The organism is Neobacillus soli NBRC 102451 (assembly GCF_001591665.1).
Taxonomy (GTDB): Bacteria; Bacillota; Bacilli; order Bacillales; family Cytobacillaceae; genus Neobacillus; species Neobacillus soli.
In genome coordinates this window covers 1-22,976 of the sequence record NZ_BCVI01000013.1, presented here as the reverse complement: position 1 = coordinate 22,976, position 22,976 = coordinate 1, and the positions used below count along the sequence as shown (strand labels likewise).

23 protein-coding genes are annotated in these 22,976 nt (G+C 39.7%); 6 read left to right on the top strand and 17 right to left on the bottom strand.

Features of this window, described 5'->3' with window-relative positions; all coding sequences use genetic code 11:
* Positions 1-129 precede the first annotated feature (129 nt).
* Positions 130-2,985, top strand: coding sequence for a transglycosylase domain-containing protein (locus BSO02S_RS05045; RefSeq protein ID WP_066063449.1), 2,856 nt, complete (start codon positions 130-132; stop codon positions 2,983-2,985).
* Between the two features lie 226 nt (positions 2,986-3,211).
* Here BSO02S_RS05045 and BSO02S_RS05040 read toward each other — a convergent pair whose 3' ends face one another.
* From BSO02S_RS05040 to acsA, 6 genes are all read right to left on the bottom strand, one after another.
* The gene (locus BSO02S_RS05040) at positions 3,212-3,589 is read right to left on the bottom strand and encodes a hypothetical protein (RefSeq protein ID WP_066063446.1); all 378 of its coding nucleotides are present in this window, start codon (positions 3,587-3,589) and stop codon (positions 3,212-3,214) included.
* 122 nt (positions 3,590-3,711) lie between these two features.
* Positions 3,712-4,128 carry a hypothetical protein gene (locus tag BSO02S_RS05035; protein ID WP_066063442.1) on the bottom strand — a complete coding sequence of 139 codons (417 nt, stop codon included), beginning with the start codon at positions 4,126-4,128 and terminating at the stop codon, positions 3,712-3,714.
* Positions 4,129-4,187: 59 nt separating this feature from the next.
* Positions 4,188-4,607 carry a hypothetical protein gene (locus BSO02S_RS05030; protein WP_066063440.1) on the bottom strand — a complete coding sequence of 140 codons (420 nt, stop codon included), beginning with the start codon at positions 4,605-4,607 and terminating at the stop codon, positions 4,188-4,190.
* A gap of 64 nt (positions 4,608-4,671) precedes the next feature.
* The gene (locus tag BSO02S_RS27730) at positions 4,672-4,839 is read right to left on the bottom strand and encodes a hypothetical protein (protein WP_218010596.1); all 168 of its coding nucleotides are present in this window, start codon (positions 4,837-4,839) and stop codon (positions 4,672-4,674) included.
* Positions 4,836-5,024, bottom strand: a complete 189-nt coding sequence (locus BSO02S_RS27725; RefSeq protein WP_066063438.1) for a hypothetical protein — start codon at positions 5,022-5,024, stop codon at positions 4,836-4,838. Before BSO02S_RS27725 ends, BSO02S_RS27730 begins: the two co-directional genes overlap by 4 nt.
* Before the next feature lie 103 nt (positions 5,025-5,127).
* A complete protein-coding gene (gene acsA / locus BSO02S_RS05020; RefSeq protein WP_066063436.1) occupies positions 5,128-6,846 on the bottom strand; it encodes an acetate--CoA ligase in 1,719 nt (572 codons plus the stop codon).
* Positions 6,847-7,155: 309 nt separating this feature from the next.
* Here acsA and BSO02S_RS05015 point away from each other — a divergent pair, with 309 nt between their 5' ends.
* From BSO02S_RS05015 to BSO02S_RS05005, 3 genes are read left to right on the top strand one after another with little or no spacing between them, the layout of a single operon-like run.
* On the top strand, positions 7,156-7,788 hold the full coding sequence (locus tag BSO02S_RS05015; RefSeq protein ID WP_066063433.1) for a GNAT family N-acetyltransferase: 633 nt from the start codon (positions 7,156-7,158) through the stop codon (positions 7,786-7,788).
* Positions 7,789-7,830: 42 nt separating this feature from the next.
* Positions 7,831-8,478 carry an acetoin utilization AcuB family protein gene (locus tag BSO02S_RS05010; RefSeq protein ID WP_066063430.1) on the top strand — a complete coding sequence of 216 codons (648 nt, stop codon included), beginning with the start codon at positions 7,831-7,833 and terminating at the stop codon, positions 8,476-8,478.
* Positions 8,475-9,647: an acetoin utilization protein AcuC gene (locus BSO02S_RS05005; RefSeq protein ID WP_066063427.1), complete on the top strand. Its 1,173-nt coding sequence runs from the start codon at positions 8,475-8,477 to the stop codon at positions 9,645-9,647. Before BSO02S_RS05010 ends, BSO02S_RS05005 begins: the two co-directional genes overlap by 4 nt.
* Positions 9,648-9,715: 68 nt before the next feature.
* Here the strand turns inward: BSO02S_RS05005 and ccpA are convergent, their stop codons facing one another.
* The 5 genes from ccpA to BSO02S_RS04980 all read right to left on the bottom strand — a co-directional run bounded on the left by ccpA (position 9,716) and on the right by BSO02S_RS04980 (position 13,705).
* The gene (gene ccpA / locus BSO02S_RS05000) at positions 9,716-10,714 is read right to left on the bottom strand and encodes a catabolite control protein A (protein ID WP_066063426.1); all 999 of its coding nucleotides are present in this window, start codon (positions 10,712-10,714) and stop codon (positions 9,716-9,718) included.
* Between the two features lie 235 nt (positions 10,715-10,949).
* On the bottom strand, positions 10,950-12,026 hold the full coding sequence (locus tag BSO02S_RS04995; protein WP_066063424.1) for a bifunctional 3-deoxy-7-phosphoheptulonate synthase/chorismate mutase: 1,077 nt from the start codon (positions 12,024-12,026) through the stop codon (positions 10,950-10,952).
* Positions 12,027-12,313: 287 nt separating this feature from the next.
* Positions 12,314-12,643: a bacillithiol system redox-active protein YtxJ gene (gene ytxJ, locus BSO02S_RS04990; RefSeq protein WP_066063421.1), complete on the bottom strand. Its 330-nt coding sequence runs from the start codon at positions 12,641-12,643 to the stop codon at positions 12,314-12,316.
* 84 nt (positions 12,644-12,727) lie between these two features.
* Positions 12,728-13,222, bottom strand: coding sequence for a YtxH domain-containing protein (locus BSO02S_RS04985; RefSeq protein WP_066063419.1), 495 nt, complete (start codon positions 13,220-13,222; stop codon positions 12,728-12,730).
* A gap of 21 nt (positions 13,223-13,243) precedes the next feature.
* Positions 13,244-13,705 (bottom strand): DUF948 domain-containing protein, encoded by a 462-nt coding sequence (locus BSO02S_RS04980; RefSeq protein WP_066063416.1) that lies wholly within the window; start codon positions 13,703-13,705, stop codon positions 13,244-13,246.
* A 207-nt stretch (positions 13,706-13,912) separates the two neighbouring features.
* Here BSO02S_RS04980 and BSO02S_RS04975 point away from each other — a divergent pair, with 207 nt between their 5' ends.
* A complete protein-coding gene (locus BSO02S_RS04975) occupies positions 13,913-15,028 on the top strand; it encodes an aminopeptidase (RefSeq protein ID WP_066063413.1) in 1,116 nt (371 codons plus the stop codon).
* A gap of 38 nt (positions 15,029-15,066) precedes the next feature.
* Here the strand turns inward: BSO02S_RS04975 and murC are convergent, their stop codons facing one another.
* The 6 genes from murC to BSO02S_RS04945 all read right to left on the bottom strand — a co-directional run bounded on the left by murC (position 15,067) and on the right by BSO02S_RS04945 (position 22,431).
* The gene (gene murC / locus BSO02S_RS04970; protein WP_066063409.1) at positions 15,067-16,368 is read right to left on the bottom strand and encodes a UDP-N-acetylmuramate--L-alanine ligase; all 1,302 of its coding nucleotides are present in this window, start codon (positions 16,366-16,368) and stop codon (positions 15,067-15,069) included.
* Between the two features lie 351 nt (positions 16,369-16,719).
* The gene (locus tag BSO02S_RS04965; RefSeq protein ID WP_425320392.1) at positions 16,720-18,903 is read right to left on the bottom strand and encodes a DNA translocase FtsK; all 2,184 of its coding nucleotides are present in this window, start codon (positions 18,901-18,903) and stop codon (positions 16,720-16,722) included.
* Positions 18,904-19,434: 531 nt separating this feature from the next.
* On the bottom strand, positions 19,435-20,223 hold the full coding sequence (locus BSO02S_RS04960) for a DUF1444 domain-containing protein (protein ID WP_066063564.1): 789 nt from the start codon (positions 20,221-20,223) through the stop codon (positions 19,435-19,437).
* Positions 20,224-20,317: 94 nt separating this feature from the next.
* Positions 20,318-20,632 (bottom strand): thioredoxin family protein, encoded by a 315-nt coding sequence (locus tag BSO02S_RS04955; RefSeq protein WP_066063403.1) that lies wholly within the window; start codon positions 20,630-20,632, stop codon positions 20,318-20,320.
* A 154-nt stretch (positions 20,633-20,786) separates the two neighbouring features.
* Positions 20,787-21,302, bottom strand: coding sequence for a DUF84 family protein (locus BSO02S_RS04950; protein WP_066063400.1), 516 nt, complete (start codon positions 21,300-21,302; stop codon positions 20,787-20,789).
* A 55-nt stretch (positions 21,303-21,357) separates the two neighbouring features.
* Positions 21,358-22,431: a M42 family metallopeptidase gene (locus BSO02S_RS04945; RefSeq protein WP_066063397.1), complete on the bottom strand. Its 1,074-nt coding sequence runs from the start codon at positions 22,429-22,431 to the stop codon at positions 21,358-21,360.
* A 171-nt stretch (positions 22,432-22,602) separates the two neighbouring features.
* Between BSO02S_RS04945 and BSO02S_RS04940 the strand changes: the two genes are divergently transcribed.
* Positions 22,603-22,926, top strand: a complete 324-nt coding sequence (locus tag BSO02S_RS04940; protein WP_066063394.1) for a PepSY domain-containing protein — start codon at positions 22,603-22,605, stop codon at positions 22,924-22,926.
* Positions 22,927-22,976 lie beyond the last annotated feature (50 nt).

The following is a 22,976-nucleotide window of genomic DNA, read 5'->3' as shown; positions in this document are numbered from 1 at the left end:
CTTTTTTTACCATATTTCAATCCACATGTCAAACAGAACTGGAAATTTCAGAAAAATGTAGATAGTTGTCATTTTTTGTAGCTTCGATATGCTATAATATATGTGATTTTAGATGAGGTGATGCGGTCAATGAATGAAAAATTGCAAGCATGGATAGAAAAGTCAAAATCCATACTTAACTTGTTTACCCAAAGAAAAACGGTAAAAAGTGCACGAATCACATATCAAGTAGTTTGGAACCTGTTTCTCCTTACTCTTACAGTAGTTATTCTTGGTGGATCATTTGCAACAGGTGTAGGTGCCGGCTACTTTGCCTCACTGGTTAAAGATGAACCCGTCCGCTCATACGACAGTATGAAAAAGGATATTTATAATTACACAGAGCCATCAGATTTATATTTTGATGAGAATGTTTATCTTGGCAAACTTCGTTCCGAATTGGAACGAGACGAAGTAAAGCTCGATCATGTATCGGAAAATTTGGTCAATGCTGTTGTCGCGACCGAAGACGAATATTTTTACCAGCATAAAGGTGTTGTTCCGAAAGCCGTCTTCCGGGCTGTCTTTCAGGAAGTTACAAACTCTGCTGTCCAATCAGGCGGCAGTACATTAACACAGCAATTAATAAAAAATCAAATCTTAACAAATGAAGTTTCTTTTCAAAGGAAAGCCAATGAAATCTTACTTGCACTAAGATTAGAGAAATTTTTCGATAAAAAGGAAATTCTTGAAGCATATTTGAATGTTTCAACATTCGGAAGAAATTCATCAGGACGAAACATTGCCGGCGTTCAAGCAGCGGCTAAAGGAATCTTTGGTAAAAATGCAAGTGATGTCACACTACCACAGGCAGCCTTCATTGCCGGCTTGCCTCAAAGTCCGTTTGGGTATACCCCATTTACAAGAGAAGGTACGGTAAAGAATAATCTTGAACCAGGTCTTTTACGGATGAAAACAGTATTAAAACGAATGTATAATGGTGGATATATCAATGAGAGTCAGTATGCCAAGGCATCTGCCTATGACATTACAAAGGATTTTATTCCACCAACTACCAATCCACTTGAGAAATATCCTTGGCTCACAGTTGAAATAGAAAAGCGCTCCATTGAGGCCCTTATCACTGTCTTAGCAAAAAAGGATGGTATATCTGAGAAAGAGCTAAAAAACGATGATAATCTTTACTATAAATACCAAATCTTCGCTAAAAATGCTTTGCGTCAAAATGGATATCAGATCCATACGACCATTAACAAAAAAATATATGACGCGATGCAAAAGGTAAAGAATAATTACCCATATTATGGACCGGATAAAGCTCAGCAAAAGAAGGATCCTGAAACCGGAGAAATGAAAACGGTAATGGAGCCTGCCGAGGTTGGGGCCGAACTAATTGAAAACAAGACCGGGAAAATCATCAGTTTTGTCGCTGGAAGAGATTACAAAAAGCAACAGCTAAATCACGCAACAAGTGCCCTCAGGCCGAACGGTTCAACCATGAAACCGCTTCTCGACTACGGGCCGGCGATTGAGTTAGGGAAAGCCTCTCCGGGAACACCGCTGCCGAATGTTGCATTAAGTCTTGCACCTGGCAGAAGTGACCCCTGGCCGCAAAACTATGACTATCGGTACAGCGGATTGGTTTCAGCAAGGTATGCTATGGCAAAATCCTACAACGTTCCGGCTGTTAAAATTTACACAGAGATCCTTAACCAAAACCCAGCTAAGTATCTTGAAAAAATGGGCTTTACCTCTTTAACAAAAGAAGACTATACAAACCCTTCTACTGCCATCGGTTCGATGACAAACGGGGTAACCATAGAAGAAAACACCAATGCTTTTACTACCTTTTCCAACGGCGGAAAATTTATTGATGCTTATATGATTGATAAAATTGTCGATAAAGACGGAAAGGTCGTCTATCAGCATAAGGTGAAGCCAGTGCACGTCTTCAAGCCGCAAACAGCCTATTTAACGCTGGATATGATGCGTGATGTTATAAAAATGGGGACTGCGTCAGGAATTAGGAGCAAACTGAACTTCAGTGCCGACTGGGCAGGGAAAACAGGGACAGGGAATCAATATGTTGACTCCTGGTTTGTTGCTACTAACCCTAACATCACTTTTGGTCTTTGGAGAGGTTATGATACACCAAAATCTCTGAATACCGGCGGAATGTCTTATAGTCAACGGACTAATACCCTTTGGGCTCAGTTATTGAATGCTGCCTATAAAATTAAACCTGATCTAATTGCTCCAAAGAAGTCATTTAAAATGCCAACAGGAATCGTTAGACGATCCTATTGTGCCGTTTCGGGAATGCTTCCTTCCGCTGCCTGTTCAAAAGCGGGATTAATTGAGAGTGATTATTTTAATGTGAACAATGTACCAACAAAGGTAGATGATAGTTTAATTGAAGGTAAATTTGTCACGGTTGGCGGCAAAAAATATTTAGCCTTAGATTCCACACCAAAAGAGTTTGCCCAGTTCGGACTTATATTAAATCCTGACTTTATCACTCGAATGGTGGGAAGGAACTTTCATAATACGAGTCAGCTTATTCCAGAAAAGGAGCGTTGGGGGAAAATTCTTGTCCCTAACGCAAAAATGATGGATAACGGAAAGATTCCTGATGGCGTCAAATTAAAAGTTACTGGGAATACACTAACATGGTCGACCTCACCAGATAATGATGTAGTCGGTTATCGAATCTATCAGGGCGGGTTATTCTCATCTAAAGTAGGCAGTATTGTCAATGGTTCTAAACGATCCTTTACTGTTGGCAATGGTACCTTCTATGTAACGGCAGTTGATATTGCCGGTAAGGAATCCGCACCATCAAATCTTGTGGACGTCGGTGCTAAAATCACCCCACCTGATACTAAAGATCCAAAGGACCCAAAAGACCCTAAAGATCCAAAAGGTCCAAAAGGTCCAAAAGGTCCAAAAGTCCCGAAAGACCCTAATGTTCCAGCTATACCGTAAATACTAAAAACCGCACCTTTTCCAGTGCGGTTTTTTCTTTGACTAGTTGGCTGCACAGCTAGCATAAGTTGCGAGTTGTGCTGGTGCTCAACAAATATTGAACCACTAAGAATTGTACTACTCTTTGAACTGAATAAAAAGATGCCAAAGCAGGAACAATTAAAAGCAATATTACTCGGTTTCCTGACAGTGTGTTAGTTTTACAAGTTGTAATTAGAATATGTTTCTAATTACAACTTGTAAAGAAACCTTCTGGGTATAGATGGTCATCTTCGACTTCTACATCGGGGTACTGAGTAAAAACTGACTCAAACTCTTCATTTTCGATTAAGTATTCAATAACTTCATAAATTCGCTTTTTGCTGACAATATCTATTAGAACCATATCGCTGGACCAGTAATAAGCTCCATTCATACATTCACCTGTTTTTGCATTCTTTTCTCTCAAACTTTGAATGTTTTTATATGTGAAGAAACTTGCAATCCATTTAGAACGGTCAGAAAAAATTACAATAACCTCAAGGTTGCCATCTTCGATATTCCATTCGCCCTCTGCCCATTCTTCAGCTTCTATCCAAATATGTTTATTTATGTTTTTATTCAATGATTACCCTCCTTAGAGAAAAAGGCTTTCAGTTTACCTTAGAACCTGACTTATCATGGAGAATACTGTTAGCAAAAAAAGCATTATTGGATCTCAAACACTGTAATAAATAATGAATCCCATTATTCATAGACTTCAACTAAAATATTTCTATCTGGAAATCTTTTTTTAAAGCTCATAGACCAAAACAGTTTTAAGATGTTACCAAGAATCTTTGTCTGTTCGTTCTCCTCTTCTTCCACATTAATATTAATGTGGAAGAAGTCTTTTAATTCATATAGGTTCATCATTTTTTCAACACAAACCTTTTCATTTTTGAATTCCAGTTTCCAACTTTCAAATAGTTCTTCATTGTATTTATCTTTTAATAAAAAGTAACCTTCTATCTCGACAATTTCAGGGTAAAAAAATTTCGCAAAGGCTAATGCTGTTTGTAAATCCGCCTTTACATTTACATAATTCCACCAATTAAAATTGTTTGGGTTAGCATTTTTATATTCAATGAACTCTTTAATCATTTCATCTGGAAATAACTCCATAAATAATAACCCCACTTTCAGGAAATTAAGCAATTAGCCTTCAATAATATTCTATTTGTTCAACCTACAACAACAGAATAATTCTCGAACCCAATTTCAAATGTAATCATTTCTGAAACAAAGTTGAGAAAAGATAAATTTTTAGAAGTTGACAACATATTAATAACATTACCTTCTGATAAATCAAGAGATAGTATCTTTCTATTTTCATTCTCAATAATAGAAAATCCCTGACTTATTGAATCTGAACTCTTTAATTGGAGATGCTCAATACTACCCAAATCATCGTTTGGATTTTCGAGTAAGTGTAAGCTGTTAATCATTCTTAAATACTGTACTCCTTCAAAAAGAATAGTAATATTTTCAAAACTTTCTTCTAAACTACTTTTCCTTTTTGCTTTTGGATGCTCGTATGTTATTTTCGCATCTATGTTTAGCGTTAATAAACAACCAATTGGATTATAATTAATACCCGTCAAATAACTATGTTCAAATAAGTACCATTGGAAATTCAGCCTTATCCTCTCCTTTAGTCAAAAAAATTTAGACTTCTTCATTAGCAACATTAATTTTCTTTACCATATTTTCAAGTGTGTTAAATTCAAATTCTCCTGCAAGGAAATATAGTTTTAGCCAATAGCCACTATTTTCTATGTAGGTAGCAAGTGCTTTTCTAATATTTTCTTCTGTAATCTCCTTCACGATTATCATTGGTGGTGCTGCGGGAAGATACTCAAGATTTTCCCTTCCATTAGCGTTTCAAGGTTTTTCGGTGTCGAGACAACAAGCGTATATGTAAAGCCATCATCTAATTCAACAAACACATCTACATTATCATCTTTACTATCTGGAATTTGTGATAATGGGGTTGGAAATTCGATAGTTATAATTCTCACACTTTCACTCCTTACTTCCATAGTTTAAAAACAAAAAAACCTAGACAGCACCCTCACATGATTATGATTAAGTGCAGTCTAAGTTTTTTAAAAATACCTTATATTAATCTTCCATAGTTGAAAGATCACCGGTTGGCAGGTTAAGTTCCCAGGCCTTTAAGACACGGCGCATAATTTTACCGCTTCTTGTTTTTGGCAGTTTGTCGCGGAAATCAATTTCTCTTGGTGCCGCGTGGGCTGCTAGACCCCTTTTTACAAATTGCCTGATTTCCTCTTTTAACTCATCAGTGGCCTCATAGCCGTCACGGAGCGCGATGAAGGCTTTAATGATTTCACCGCGGACAGGGTCAGGTTTTCCAATTACACCAGCTTCAGCTACAGCCGGATGCTCAACAAGCTTGCTTTCCACTTCAAACGGTCCAACGCGCTCGCCTGCTGTCATAATGACATCATCTACGCGGCCTTGGAACCAGAAATAGCCATCTTCATCCATGTAAGCTGAATCCCCTGAAACGTACCAGCCATTCGGCATAAAGTACGATTCAAATTTCTCAGGATTATTCCAAATCATCTGCATCATCGAAGGCCAGCCTTTTTTAATCGCCAGGTTGCCCATGCGGTATGGCGGAAGTTCATTCCCTTGATTATCGACAATCGCTGCTTCGACACCTGGAATTGGTTTACCCATCGAGCCAGGCTTAATGGTCATACAAGGATAGTTACTGATCAGCTGTGCTCCTGTTTCCGTCATCCACCAGTTATCATGAATTCGTTTATTGAATACCTTGGCTCCCCATTTCACAACTTCCGGATTCAATGGCTCGCCGACACTTAACACATGGCGGAGGCTGCTCAAATCGAATTTTTTAACAAGTTCATCTCCGGCTCCCATTAACATCCGGAAAGCTGTCGGGGCGCTATACCAAACCGTTACACCAAAATCTTCAATCATTTGATACCAGGATTCTGGGCTGAAACGGCCGCCGATAATCACGTTGGATGTTCCCGTTAGCCATGGGCCGAAAATACCGTAGGAGGTCCCTGTCACCCAGCCCGGGTCAGCTGTACACCAGTAAACATCATCCTCTTTTAAATCAAGAATCCACCGTGCTGTTTGATATTGCTGAAGCATCGCATTATGTACATGCAAGACGCCTTTAGGTTTACCTGTAGAACCTGACGTATAATGGAGGATAAGTCCATCCGTTCTATCCACCCATTCGATCTTAAGTTCCTTGCTTGCTTCAGCAAATTTAGCTAGAAAGTCAATTTGAGACCCCTTCTCGTCAACATTTTTCCCAATTAGGAAAATATGTTTTAAGGCAGGCAGCTCTTCAACAGGGACACGACTTAGCAATTCAGGTGTCGTAACTAATACCTTAGCCTCACTGTCTTGGAGGCGATCCCTGACGGCCCCTTCCATAAATGCTTCAAACAAAGGACCTACAATTGCTCCAAGCTTAATAGCGCCCAGAACAGTAAAGTAGAGCTCTGGTGAGCGCGGCATAAAAATAAATACACGGTCGCCTTTTTCTACATCACCATAATTCTTTAACACGTTTCCTGCTTTGTTTGAAAGCTCCTTCATTTCCTTAAAGGTATACTTTTCGTCTCTTGAACCATCACGATAGTATAAAGCCACCTTATTCTTTCGGAAGGTTTTCGCGTGACGGTCAATGGCCTCATAGGCCATATTGACAAGGCCTGTTTCACTCCAAGAGAATTCCTTCTCGGCCTCTTTCCAGTCAAACTGTCTGTACGTTTCTTCATAATTATTTAGATTGTGATCCCCTTGTACAACAGGCAGCGCTTCCACTTTCATTTCAATCTCCCCCTCTTGTCTTATTTTAGATTATTATAGTACAAATAATAACTATTCACAATTTTAAAAAATCATTTTTTACAAAATTTTATAAAAGGATTTCTTAATAAAGGCGGTGTGAGCAGAGCTATGCTTAACTCGTTTCATCTCGAAAAATATTCATTTTCGCACCAATTGGACATTCTAATTCGCTTTTGCGCGCTCCGCCCCTTTTCCGTAAAACTGAAAATTTTGTGAAATCTCTTTCTCATGATAGATTTTATGTATAATAGAATTGATACACGAATGATTTTTCCAGGTGGTGGCCAAATGGAACATAAAAAGACATACAATGCAAAACAAGTGAAAACTCCTCATGGAAACGTTATTGTTGAGGGCCCTATTTCTTCAGATAAATTAGCAGGCTATGAATTTCATGAAGACCTGATTGCTTTTCGCCCGCCTGCACAGCAGCATCATGCCTTAATCGGGATTGCAAAGCTTCCGGAAGGCAGAATTATTATTGCTAGAAATCAGAACACAATCGTTGGTTATGTTACTTTTCTTTATCCGGATCCGCTTGAACGATGGTCAGAAGGTAAAATGGATAATTTAATCGAATTAGGGGCGATTGAGGTCATTCCACAATTCAGAGGCTGTGCAGTCGGTAAAAACCTTCTAATTGTATCGATGATGGATGATGCGATGGAGGATTATATTACGATTACGACAGAGTACTATTGGCATTGGGATTTAAAAGGAACCAAATTAAATGTTTGGGATTATCGGAAGGTCATGGAAAAAATGATGAGTGCCGGCGGACTTGAGTGGTACGCAACGGATGACCCTGAAATTTGCTCGCACCCGGCCAATTGTCTGATGGCGAAGATGGGAAAGCGAGTCGATCTTGAGTCCATCCAAAGGTTTGACCGCCTCAGGTTTATGAACAGATTTATGTATTAATTATTTTTCCTGATATTTGCTAAGGATTAGGGGGATTTCCTAATGATAGTAGAAGAAATTATGAAAACAGACGTCGCAGTGCTTTTCCCTTCAAATACGATTGCGGATGCCATGGATGTTATGGAATCAAGAAAAATCCGCCATATTCCGATTATTGATAAAGAGGGGAAGCTAGTTGGCTTGGTCACTGTGGCGAAAATAAGGGAGGCAACGCCTTCTATTTTTCATGCAAATGAACATCCCGAAATTATAAAAAAGCCGCTTGAGACGATTATGGAGAGGAACGTCATCACAGGCCATCCTCTCGATTTTGTGGAAGAGGCAGCCGGCCTTTTCTATGAACACAGAATCAGCTGCATGCCAATCATCAATGATCGAAAATTAGTAGGCATTGTAACAGAGACGGATTTACTGCGAACGATGGTGGAGTTAACGGGTGCTCATCAGCCTGGTTCTCAGATTGAAATAAAGGTTCCCAATCTTGCCGGTAAACTCAGCGATATCACCACTGTTATTAAAAACCGGAATGCTAATATTTTAAGCGTACTCGTTTATCCAGACAAATCGGATCCACTGTATAAAATACTTGTGATTAGGTTGCAGACAATGAATCCGACTGCTCTTATTCAAGATCTAAGACTTGCCGGGCATCATGTATTATGGCCGAATATTCCGGGGATTTCTCTATGAGTGATCGGTGCGCCTTTGTATTTTCAGAAGAACTGCTGAAATATAAATTCAGCAATCATCACCCTTTCAATCAATTCCGGCTTAAACTAACAGTGGACCTGCTAAATAAGATTAACGCCTTAAATCCTGAACAAGTATTCCCACCAAGAATGGCATCCGAAGATGAATTAGCCCTTATCCATGACCGAAACTACATAGAGGCAGTTAAAAAGGCAGGGCAAGGGATGCTTCCGAAGGAAATAGCTGAAAATTATGGATTGGGTACAGAGGACACGCCTGTTTTCCCAAACATGCATGAAGCCAGTTCCCTCTTGGTTGGCGGGACATTAACGGCAGTCGACCAAGTCATGTCAGGGCAGGTCCTGCATGCCTTAAATCTTGGCGGCGGATTGCACCACGGTTTTCGCGGAAAAGCCTCTGGATTTTGCATTTACAATGATAGCTCGGTCGCTATCAAATACCTACAGGAAAAATACAAGGCACGTGTATTATATATTGATACAGATGCCCACCATGGGGATGGTGTCCAATGGTCCTTCTATGATGATCCTAATGTATGCACCCTCTCGATCCATGAAACGGGCAGATATTTATTCCCTGGTACGGGAAACATCAATGAGCGGGGTCAAGGGGCAGGCTATGGGTATTCTTTTAATATCCCAGTCGATGCCTTCACCGAAGATGAATCATTTCTTGAGGCTTACACACAGTCGATTAGAGAGGTAGCAGCTTTTTTTAAACCCGATGTGATTCTTACCCAAAATGGTGCTGATTCGCATTATTATGATCCATTAACACACCTGTCAGCAACCATGAAGATTTATCGCGAAATACCACGGATTGCCCATGAAATTGCTCATCAATACTGTAATGGGAAGTGGATTGCAGTCGGCGGCGGCGGCTATGATATTTGGCGGGTTGTACCAAGGGCATGGGCGCTTATTTGGCTTGAGATGACTGAAAACTCTAATTGTTACGGTGAATTACCAGCTGATTGGGTTGATAGCTGGCAAGAGGAATCTCCTGTTAAATTGCCTCGGGAATGGGACGATCCAGATAACTTATATACTCCAATCCCTAGAAAAGCGGAGATTACAGAAAAGAATTTACTCACGCTGGAAAAAGCACTCTATCCGATTCGGAATCAGCAAAAAAAGGAATCTATGTAAAAAGGGCTGCCGTAATGGCAGCCCTTTCCTATCCAGCTCCTGCGCCTAAGGCGCTGGAGCTTTTCCAATCATTTTGTTGATTGACGGTGTTCAATTCGATGCGGTAGAACGACAATTTGTTGCTCCACTTGTTCTTTGTTCATTAATTTAGTCAGCAAACGCATGGCAACAGCGCCAATATCGTATAACGGTTGAATCACGGTTGTAAGCTGCGGACGCACCATCAGGGACAGCCTTGTGTTGTCTGATGTAATTACCTCAAAGTCTTCAGGAATTTTATAGCCCCTGTCCTCTGCACCATGGACAACTCCGAGTGCCATTTCATCGGCCCCCACAAATATAGCGGTTGGTCTTTCTGAGGCTTCAAGTAATTTTTCAAAAGCCTCAATCCCTGAATCATACGTATAGTCACCCTCGACAACAAGTTCTACATTGTAAGGGATTTCTGCTTCTTGAAGGGCTCTTTGGTACCCTTTTAGCTTCATCTGCGTATTTTTCGGTTCGTGCAGCGGTCCAACAACAAAGGCAATGTTCTTATGACCTTTTTCAATAAATTCCTTCACAGAATCATAAACAGCTTCTTCATAATCAATATTTACGGATGGAATCTTGTTGGAATCTTCAATCGAACCTGCAAGAACAATCGGTACAGGTGACTTTTCAAATTCCTGTACATGTTCAGCCGTAATATTTCCTCCCATGAAAACTAATCCATCTACTTGTTTACCAAGCATGTTATTCAGTAAATGTAACTCTTTGTCTTTATTTTGATCGGAATTACTTAAAATGATATTGTACTTATACATCGTGGCAATGTCTTCGATCCCACGAGCTAATTCAGCAAAAAAGATATTTGAGATATCTGGGATGATTACTCCGACCGTGGTGGTCTTTTTGCTTGCTAATCCTCTTGCCACAGCATTCGGACGGTAGCCTAATCTTTCAATGACTTCTAAAACCTTTTTTCGGGTCACCGGTTTTACGTTCGGATTTCCATTAACAACACGGGAAACGGTAGCCATTGACACATTGGCTTCCCTTGCAACATCATAAATAGTGATATTCACTCTAATACACTCTCCTAAAACGAACATTGTTTTTCTTATTTTACTGCATTTTGATTAAACCTAGTCATATTTGTTTGTGATGAAATAAACAATCTTAAGTATGTATTCAATGATACGACAAGAATAATAAAGCCGCAATTACATTTGTCAACATTTTTCGTAAAGTTTCAGCCTTTTTAAAATGAAAACCTTCTGCATGAAAGGTGCAGAAGGTTTTTTAAGTGGCTAGTTTTAATTAAATCCGAACAAAGTTTGATGCAAGCAACTCATTAAAGAAGGTATCAAACTGGCCAAGATCCATTTGCTGCTTTTGATCTGAAAGGGCCACAGCAGGATCTGGATGCACTTCAGCCATGACTCCGTCCGCACCAATGGCAATGGCAGCCTTCGCACAAGGGAGGAGTAAATCTCTTCTACCTGTCGAGTGAGTAACATCTACCATTACTGGCAAATGTGTTTCTTGTTTTAAAATTGGCACTGCTGAAATATCAAGTGTATTTCTTGTAGCTCGTTCATAGGTTCTAATTCCGCGCTCACAAAGAATAATTTGACCATTTCCTTGAGCCATAATATATTCTGCTGCATTGATGAATTCCTCTATCGTAGCTGCAATCCCTCTTTTTAGCAAAACAGGTTTATTAACAGCACCGGCAGCTTTTAACAGCTCGAAGTTCTGCATATTACGCGCACCAATTTGAATGACATCAATATAATCGATGGCCATTTCAATGTCGGCTGGGTTTACAATCTCACTGATGACAGCCATATCAAATTCATCGGCCACACGTTTTAATATTTTTAATCCTTCTACCCCTAGACCTTGGAAATCATAGGGCGACGTTCTTGGCTTATACGCACCGCCGCGCAATAGCTTCAAGCCTTTTTCTTTCATCGCCTTGGCAACGGTAGCCACCTGTTCATATGATTCAACTGCACACGGCCCAAAGACAAAGTGTGACTTACCATCACCAATATTTTCACCCTTCAATGTCACAATTGTGTTCTCAGGCTTTTTCTTTCTTGAAACTAGTAATGCTTTTTCATGGTCATCTTTTTGTAAATCTAATCCTGCTTTAAAAATCTCTTTAAAGAGATGGTCAATGGTTGAATTCTCAAATGGACCATCATTATGCTCTTTAATAATGTCAAGCATTGTTCTTTCACGGACAGGATCGTAACGGTAAACCCCTTGATTTCCTTTTACCTTTCCAATCTCTTGGACGAGCCCGGCTCTTTCATTAATAAGTCTCAACAATTCCAAGTTTAATTCATCAACGCGTGTTCTTAAATGATCTAATTCATTTTTGCCCATGCTTCGTCCCCGCCCTCTCTTTGCTATTCAGTATTTATTACCATAAATTCTGAGTGCATGTGTTCAAAATCACAAGGTAATGCAAACAATCATAGAATTTGAAATATTTTAACACCTTTTAATAATTAGGATTTATTATAGCGGAAATATTTTCTTTTGTCACCTATTTTTTCTTTAATAATTAAACGCTTTTAAGCACTAAAGCATTCAAATATATATTAAAGCATTGTATGCATTTATTCCAAGAAAGGTGCTATTTTTTCTGCAATAAAAGCAGGAAATGTTAATTAATTTTCAGCTGATGCACTTGCCAACGAACGATTGGTTATTTTCCAGTGAGAAACATTCCAAACCACTTCTCCGTTTGAAAAAAGAAATGCTTGCGGCGATTCGTGTTTAATTTGGAATTTCTCTGCGATTTCGTTTGACAAGGGCCGTGAATCCTGTACAGCTAAGTAATATGTAGGTATGTCCCTATTTTCATTCGCATATTTTTCGTATTCCTTATATGCTGCATGGCTAATTGGACAGGTTAAGCTATGCTTTAAGAAATAAAATTTATTTTCTGTTTTGATTAATTCATCAAATTGTTCAATTGTATCAATTTTTTCTAACATATTATAACCTCCTGAAATAAATAAACGGTGAAGCCATTTTACCACTCCACCGTTTTTATAACAAATAATTGTGATTATGATTAATTAAAGTTTGACTTTACTCTCTTCCTCTTCAAAGGCCTTTTCTGCTTCCTCTAGCTTTTTTCTAATTTCAGAGCTATCTAAATTTCCAGTTTCGATTGATTTCTTCGAATTTGTCGTTTCCTTTGGTTGATGAAGTGAAATATAGGTTGAATCCGATTTCTCTTCACTTTCATCCCGATTTGTTGCGTTTCCCTTTACCTTATTCAATAGCTCTGACGACTTTAGGACTATTCCTTGGGATAGGGAGGAGGTTTTTGACACTAATTCATTGCTTTTATTGATAACATTTTCCCGCATTTCAGTACTTTTTCCCATAATGGAACCCGCTTGATTGCTAACCGTATCCCGAAGCTCTTTTCCCGACTTGGGAGCCAAAAGAAGTGCGGCCACGGCACCAGCTACCCCACCGATTAGTGCTCCAAGAAAAAAATTACTGGAAGATTTCTCAGTTCGCGTTTGATTGGTATCCCGCGATTCGTATTCGCGATTGGTCATCATCATTACCACCTTTGTTTTCTAATGTGATCGAACCCTCTTACCCTCGTTTGAACTTATTTCATTTTTTGTTTGTTTCCTGGTCTGCCACTTATCCTTTAATTCAAGGATAATATTACTCCACTGAACAATTTGTGAGATTTTCTCTTTGCTTTCCTCTACTTCCCTGTCCACTGAGTTTGTAATGTTCTGTAAGGTGCCATTAAATTTTGCAACTGAACTCCCTACATCTTTAACTGCTTCAACCACACTATTTAAGCTTTCAGATTTCTGCTGAATATCATCAGCTAGAGCATTTGTCTTTTGTAAAAGAATCGTGGTTTCTGTTGTCACTCCATCGAGTTGTTTTTCTAATCCGGTTAATGTTTTTGAAACGCTTGTAAGTGTACCTTGAAGAGATTTCAGTGTTGTTGCTAAGAAAATAACAAGCACTAAAAACGCAATGGCTATCAAGGCTACGCTTAAGTATAAAATAATTTCCATTATGCACCCCCACCTTAAACTATCATTATGTATTACCCATTCATTATGGATATAAACCTCGCTAATATCTTATACTACTTCCCTATTTTTGTCTTGTTTTCCTGCCATTTGTTTATAAAAATTTCATCCAGGGCTTTATCTTTCAACTTTCATGCTTCAATCGGGTACAATATAAGCGTACATACTTAAATAGTCGGAGGCGTTAAAATGAAAGATCCACGAATTGAGAAACTGGCGAAAAATTTAATTAACTATTCCGTTCAGCTCCAAAAGGGAGAAAAAGTGTTAATAGAAAACTTCGGCCTGCAGCGTGAACTAGTTACTGCACTTGTTAAAGAAGCTTACATAGCCGGTGGTTATCCATTTGTGCTATTAAAGGACCATCAAGTCGACCGCTCCCTGTTACTAGGCGCCCAGGAGGAGCAATTTAACATGATAGCCGATTTCGAAGCAAATGTGATGAGCAAAATGGATGCATACATAGGATTGCGTTCCGGGGATAACATTAATGAACACGCGGATGTCCCTGATGATAAAATGAAAATCCATGGCAGCACGATTGGCAAAAAGGTTCATCGCGACATCCGTGTTCCGAAAACCAAATGGGTTGTTCTTAGATACCCGACAACCTCGATGGCACAATTAGCAAAAATGAGTACAGAAGCATTTGAAGACTTCTATTTTAATGTTTGTAACTTGGATTACGGAAAAATGGACAAAGCCATGGATAGTCTTAAGGCATTGATGGATCGTACCAACAAGGTTCGGATTACAGGTCCAGGAACAGACCTAAACTTCTCTATTAAAGATATTCCAGCCATAAAGTGTGCAGGCCATTTAAATATTCCTGATGGTGAGGTTTATACTGCCCCTGTTCGTGATTCTGTTAATGGGGTGATTACCTATAACACGCCATCCCCATACCAAGGCTTTACGTTCGAAAATGTGAAACTGACCTTTAGGGATGGAAAAATTGTTGAGGCCGAGTCCAATGACACAAGCCGTATTAATAAAGTCTTTGATACCGATGAAGGAGCGCGTTACGTCGGAGAATTTGCGATTGGCGTCAATCCATATATCCTTAATCCTATGCAGGACATCTTGTTTGATGAAAAAATTGCTGGCAGCTTCCATTTCACTCCCGGACAATGCTATGATGATGCTTTTAATGGAAATCATTCCAATATTCATTGGGATATGGTCAATATCCAACGTCCAGAGTACGGCGGCGGGGAAATTTACTTCGATGATGTGTTAATCCGCAAAGATGGACTGTTCGTCATTCCAGAATTAGAAGGATTAAATCCCGATCATTTAAAATAAATGGAAAGGATGCCAACTCTTGTTGGCATCCTTTCCATTTATTGAATGAATTGTTTTTCGTATGACTCTTGGAATTTTTGAATATCCCCGGCGCCCATAAAAATGATGACGCTGTTGGCATATTCATTTAAGACAGAAGTTTTTTCTTCTGTGATTATTTCAGACCCAGCAATTTTATCCTGTAAGTCCTTAATCGACAGCTTTCCATGATTTTCACGAGCAGACCCAAAAATTTCACACAAATAGGCTTTATCCGCTTCACGTAAACTTTCGGCAAACTCTTCTAAAAATGCTTGTGTACGTGTAAAGGTATGCGGCTGGAACACAGTAACAATCTTTCGATCAGGATATTTTTGTTTAGCTGCATCAATGGTTGCTTTAATTTCGGTTGGATGATGGGCATAATCATCAATTAATATTTGCGTCCCGATTCTTTTCTCTGAGAATCTTCTTTTCACGCCTTGGAACGACGTTAATTGTTCCTTGACTGTTTCCACATTAATTTCTTCATAATGGCACAAACCAATCACCGCAAGGGCATTTAAGACACTATGATCTCCAAAGCTCGGAATCGAAAATGTATCATAGAATGTATTACGAATAAATACATCGAAGCTTGTTCCCACCGTTGTTTTCACTAGATTTTTTGCTTGATAATCATTTTCCTCGCCAAATCCGTAAAACAAGACCGGAACCTTGGCCTGAATTTTTTGAAGCTGGTCGTCATCGCCATGTGCAAATATCCCTTTTTTCACCTGGATGGCCATCTCTTGAAAAGCTGAAAAGACATCTTCAATATTGGCAAAATAATCAGGATGATCAAAATCGATATTGGTCATGATCGCGTAGTCAGGAAAGTAGGATAAAAAGTGCCTTCTATATTCACATGCTTCGAAGACAAAATACTCAGCACCTTCTTCCCCTTTACCTGTACCGTCACCAATTAAAAAGGAAGTAGGTTTTGCTCCAGCAATCACATGTGCAAGGAGGCCAGTTGTTGACGTCTTCCCGTGTGCACCTGTTATCGCGACACTAGTAAAGTTTTGCATAAAATCGCCCAAAAACCGATGGTAACGGATAATAGGAAGCCCAAGCTTCATCGCTTCTTGAATTTCCTCATGGGTATCTGGAAAAGCATTTCCTGCAATAATCGTCATTCCTGGCTTGATATTTTCCTTTTGAAAGGGAAGGATCGTTATCCCTGATTGTTCAAGGGCTATCTGAGTAAAAAAGTGCTTCTCATAATCTGAACCTTGCACCTGAAATTTCATATCGTGAAGAACTTGTGCAAGTGCACTCATTCCTGACCCTTTTATACCTACAAAATGGTAAATAGTCATTGAAAGAACCTCCAACCAACGTCTATCTGTAAAACAGTATATGACATTTGTCTGTATTTGCTAACAAGAAAAGCGGCAGCGCCTTGGTCAGGGGCGACAAGCATAAGACGAGCCGGCGGGAAGGTTGTTCTTTAACCTTCTCGACGGATTGGCTTATGACCTCGAGCCCCTAGGCGCTGGAGCTAGACACTAACATAATTCTAAAGAATATTTTTTAACATAATAAAAACCATTTAATTATTATAACATTATTTATTTATTTATAAAAACTATTTGTGACCATCGCGATTTGAATCCGTCTCGGCCTTTTACTATTTATTATTCGTCCGTGGCTTTAAAGAATACTTTCGATTAATTATTTGCATTCGCATCTTGAAGAGACTCTAAATCCGCCTCTGTAATCAACACTTCACGGGCCTTGCTGCCATTTGCGCTGGTAATATATCCGTTCGTCTCAAGCATATCCATCAATCTAGCCGCGCGGTTATAACCAATTTTAAAGCGACGCTGCAGGCTGGAGGTTGATGCCCCTCCATGGTCAATGATAAATTCGCAGGCCTCATAAAAAAGTTCATCCTCGTCTTCAGTTACCTGAGCCTTTTTTAATAGCTCTTCCTGCTCAAACAAATATTCAGGCTCCCGCTGCTCTCTCACATGGGCTACAACAACATCTATTTCTTCATCAGATACAAATGTTCCCTGCAAGCGAACTGGTTTGGAAGAGCCATTTTCCAAAAATAACATATCACCGCGGCCAAGTAATTTCTCAGCGCCGCTAATATCAATAATCGTGCGCGAATCAACCTGTGAGGAAACCGAAAAGGCAATCCGTGTAGGAATATTTGCTTTAATTAATCCTGTGATGACATCAACTGATGGTCTTTGTGTTGCAACAATTAAATGAATGCCACATGCCCTTGCTTTTTGAGCAATCCTGCAGATTGCCTCTTCCACATCCGCTGGTGACATCATCATTAAATCGGCTAACTCATCAATGACAATGACAATAAACGGCAGCTTATCTGAATACTGCTTATGCTTCATTGCCAGTTCATTAAAACGGTTAATGTCGCGAACGCCAGTGTGGGCGAATAGTTCGTAACGCCTTTCCATTTCATCGACAGCCCATTTTAATGCTGCCGTTGCCGCCTTCACATCCGTAATTACAGGGCTGACGAGGTGTGGAATCCGGTTGTATGGAGCGAGTTCCACCATTTTGGGATCAATCAGCAAAAGCTTTAAATCTTCCGGACTTGCTTTATATAATAAGCTTACTAAAATCGTGTTAATACATACACTCTTCCCCGACCCGGTCGCGCCGGCAATTAATCCGTGCGGCATCTTTTTTAGGTCAGTAACAATTGGATTTCCGGCGATATCAAGGCCAAGCACCGCCGTTAATGGTGAAGTGGAATCTTTAAAAACACTACTCTCAATAATTTCATTAATGAACACTGGCCTTGATTTTTGATTCGGAACTTCTATTCCGATGGTATGTTTTCCCGGGATCGGGGCTTCAATCCGAATATCTCGCGCTGCAAGACTTAATTTAATATCATCGCTTAAGTTGGTTATTTTGTTAACCTTAACACCGGGCTCCGGCTGCACCTCAAACCGCGTAACGGCAGGACCTTGTGCCACATTAACAACACCTGCCCCCACATTAAAGTTTTGCAGGGTCTGGTTTAAAAGCTCCTCTTGTTGTTGTAACCATTCTGTATCCACTGTTTCTGTAATAGGAGGATTTAATAAGCTTGATGTTGGGAGTATATAGTAACCATCATCGGTATTTTTTTCGACTTCGACTTCGACTTCGACTTCGGCTTCCACTTCCTTGACAGGAAAGAGTTCAATTATTTGATTCACCTTTTCTGGAGGGTTGTTCTCAGTTTCAAGAACTTGTTGCGGCACAATTTCTCTTCTTCGCTTCCTTTCTTCCCATTTTTGTTTGTCTTGCTTGAGCATCATCACATTAAAGGGCAAATGGGATTGCTTGGGTGCCGGCGGCTCAGCTTGAGCCTGGACTTCCACTTCTTCCTTTTGAGCAGGATCGATTTTTTCAAGTGGTATGTAATCATCTATTGTCTGAACACTTGCCACCGTTTCAGTGGTAGCATTTTCAACAATTACTTCCTCCACTTCTGGCGAATCAATTTCCACGCTCGTTGTTTCATTATTGAGGACTTCATCGTTTTTAACAGTTGGTGCTGTCAGTACAATTTCAGTTATCGTTTCTTCCTGTGCTGCAAAAGCGTCAGTCTCAATTTCAACCGCTTCGTTTAAAAAATGGCTTAATTCATGCTCCACTACTGTACTCAAATTTGTATTTTGTTGCGGTCGATTAAACCCAAAAACAGGAGATGGAGTTTCTGTTGGCTGAAAGGGACCGTTCCTTCGTGGGGAAGGTTCTTTTTTAATCTTGGGCAATTCCTGTTTGATTGTCGGAACTTCCGTTGGTTCCGTCTCTCTTCTTTTTTCAGGAGGCCTTTCGGTCCTTTTCTTGCGTAATGTTTCTTCAGCTGTCTTTTTTGGCATCTCTCGTGTTTGAAAAAGACGATCAATACCTTTAGGATACTGGTAGGAAACTTTCGTATCTAAATCCTTTATACCTTCATATTTACCTTGAAAGGGAAGACCTTCATGTTTATGTATAAGATAATCATCAAATTCTTCATCATCTTTTTTAAACTTTTGAAAAAGGTTATGGAACCAACTCAAAACTATCACTCTTTCTACTTCTACTTTCATCTATCATTCTATTTTAGCAGTATTTAATATTTTTTCGAGATAATTCTTCAGAATGAGTCAAATTACATTCGGATTGGATAATACCTCCAAAACTAATATAGCCCTCCAAGCAACCATCTATCATGGAAATAAATTCAGAGAACTAACCCTGTCATCTAATAAAGGCGGAGTGAGCAGAGCTAGACCTAACTAAATTCAAGGTGTAAAACCTAATATTCCTCCTAAATTGGATATACTGATTCGCCTTTGGAGCGCTCCCCCCTTTTCCATTAAACATTAATGAAAAAAGATCACTTTTTGAGGTGATCCTTATTCGGGTTATTTATTTTTCCCTAGGATAAAAATTGGTTCAAATTCACCATTTTCATACAAAAATGATAAGGCGGTTATCGGCACATGCCCGTTAGCAAAAAAGCTCATCGCCATTTGTGCTAGGATGTCATACCCCCTGTCATTACGGATATCAGCAATAATTAACACGTCCTGATGCGGGACAGCTACAACCATTGTCCCAGCAATTTTCATCTCGACGTCATGTAAAAATCCCTTATTTAGGATCCGGCTTGCATCATAACCATCATTGGTATTTAGAAAGTAGAAGCTATTGCCGGCAACCTGATCTTCTTTTAATGGCGTTGAAAGCGACCTAACATTAAATAAGGCAATTTCCTTAATTCTGTTCGGTTGCCATCCCTCTTTTTCCATTATACGTGAATCAATTAACCGATATGTATTGCCCATATCATACGCATAATAAATATTTGTTTCCGCCGTGTGTTCATCAATCAAGAACGGCACGCCCTCTTCCGCCTCCTTTGGGAAAGATGTGGAGCGAATTACCGGAAAGATTTTTTTCTCATGATCGGTTAGTTTTACTGTGTCTTCCATGGCACGAAGCCCTTCTTCGACATAATAAACAACCTCATCAATCGCTTTTTCCTTATCAGCATGCCATTTGGCGACAATTCCTGCTAATGAAATGGTAATTCCTTTATTGACCAATTTACTCTCAATCCGAAGCTGATCCTTTTCGCGATCATAAGCAATCGCTCTGTCTTTTCCAGCCAAACGCGTCTCTAATTCTCGCTTCATTTTTATGCTATCCATTTTCATATTAAACCCACCATTTCGAAGTAGCTTTTTTGTTCATTGTACAATAAAAAACCCCCATCTCAAAAGGAGAGAGAGGGTACATGTAAGCTTACTTTAAACCTGTTATAAATGCTTCGATTTCTTCCTGTGTTTTACGGTCTTTACTTACAAAGCGGCCAAGTTCTTTGCCGTCTTCATAAGCGATAAAACTTGGAATTCCATATACGTCAACTTGTTGGCATAAATCAATAAATTGATCACGGTCAACATGAATAAAAGTAAATTCATTAAATTTGGCTTCTATTTCTGGCAGCACTGGTTCGATAAAGCGGCAATCTCCGCACCAGTTTGCTGAAAACATAAGGATTGTTTTTCCATTGTCTCGAAGCTGTTCAAATTGCTCCATTGATTCTAAGTTTTTCAAAACTCAACGCCTCCGTTTGAATTTATCCATTTTGTAACGTTCTTCTCAAATCATAACAGTCCTGCTGCTTTTCAGTCCAATGATATGCACCTTATGGAAAAACTGGGGCCCATTCTATACCTATCGTGCCTAAAATCCGGAAAGATTATTAACTTTATTCTTTTTTTGTCCAATAGGAATATTGTCCGACTAGAAGGTTCATAAGGTGGGTAAACATTTCCATGCGATTAATCACTCCATTTGTAAAAATCCCAACAGCCCCTTCGTGTTTCCTTACATTCTTCATTTTGGCATAATCATCCATGACGGAGCCTAGTTCTTCGCCGTCTCGTAGTCTGGCTGCTACTTCCACCGGAAGAAGAAATCTTGCACCGCCGGCAATAATTGGCTCTGCCTCATTTGTAGCAAGTGCTCCCCAGTTACATAGCAGCAAACCATGGCTCGTTTCATGAACACCGCCTTCAAGACCTATTCCAATATCGCCATTCCCATGTTTTAATGCACCTGCCGCCCGATTGATTGCTCCCCGGATGGTTTCCTCATCAGAAAATGGCTGGTTGCTTACACCGGAAGGAATATCTAATGAAATAAACTCTGCCTCATCCTGGTAAAAGCTGTTTTTTACTGCAGTAATCTTAGCTGGGTTCTTTGAACCGATGATGATTCTCATGAAAACATCTCCTAAAAAATAAAGAAGGCAAAAGTTCGCCCCCTTCGATATAAATTTAGCTATTTGATTTGATGGTATCTACCGTCGTTTGGTCACAAGCTTTGACTAGTTTCACTACCAGTTCTTTTGCGGCAGCGTAATCATCAATATGGACGATCGATGCATGTGTATGAATATAGCGTGAACAAATCCCGATGACGGCACTTGGAACACCCTCATTGGATAAATGGACGCGGCCGGCATCTGTTCCACCCTGGGAGACAAAATATTGGTATGGAATATTGTGTGTTTCCGCCGTATCAAGGACAAATTCTCTCATCCCGCGATGGGTCACCATTGACCGGTCAAGAATGCGAAGCAAGGTTCCTTTGCCTAATTGACCAAATTCATTTTTATCCCCGCTCATATCATTTGCCGGGCTTGCATCAAGCGCAAAAAAGATATCAGGATTAATCATATTGGCCGCAGTTTGTGCCCCTCGCAATCCTACCTCCTCTTGAACGGTTGCACCTGAATAAAGGATGTTAGGCAATGTTTCATTTTTAAGCTCTTGAAGCAGTTCAATCGCAAGTCCGCAGCCATAGCGATTATCCCAAGCCTTCGCTAAAATCTTCTTCGGGTTTGCCATTGGCGTAAAGGGACATATCGGCAGGATTGCCTGACCAGGCTTGATTCCGATTCTTTCTGCGTCCTCGCGGTCATCAGCTCCAATATCAATAAGCATATTTTTCATTTCCATTGGTTTGTTTTTCTTCGATTCATCTAATAGATGTGGTGGAATCGATCCAACGACACCAATAACCGGTCCATTTTTGGTCATCACTTGAACACGCTGTGCAAGAAGAACTTGGCTCCACCATCCGCCCAGCGTTTGAAAACGAAGCATGCCATTATCGGTAATTGCCGTCACCATGAAACCCACTTCATCCATATGTCCAGCAACCATAACGGTCGGGCCGGCTCCATTTCCTTTTTTCACACCAAAAATACTGCCTAATTTATCTTGAATGATTTCATCCGAATATGGAGAAAGTTGCTCTCTCATGAAATTTCTTACTAAATGCTCATTTCCTGGTGCACCGGGAAGCTCTGTTAGCGTTTGAAAAAGATTTAAGGTTTGTTCGTTCATTTTGAGACTCCTTTTTTCCCTGTAGTTTTATGTATATTTTCATTTTACAGAAACTTCGAAGATGATACCAATAATTTAATTCAATATCTGTAATATTATGTTCCTATTATCAAATACGATATACTGATGGAAGATTAAAGTAATCTTTTCCAATTTTGGAGGTGCAATTCAGTGAACTGGAAATCATTTTTCCTTGGAGCAGCGGTCGGGTTAATTGGTGGCTATGTCACAAAAGAGATCATTACCCAAAAAACAAATGTGTCACCTGAAAAAGTTTTGGAGCATGTAAAAAAGCAATTTAAAGAGAATGGGTCAATTAATGGCTCATGGATACATATGGTGGTGGAGCCGTATGAAAAACAACAAATAAATTATCGGGTTTATAAGGGCGGCATCTCTAAAAATAATGACGGTGTAACTGAACAATTTGAATTCATTGCGGATGCTTCAACCGGAACTATTTTGGATTTACGAAGATTAGCAGACGTTTCTTGAAATACCATAATGAGCTGCCCTTTAAGACCATTTTGGGATTTTTCTTTGCA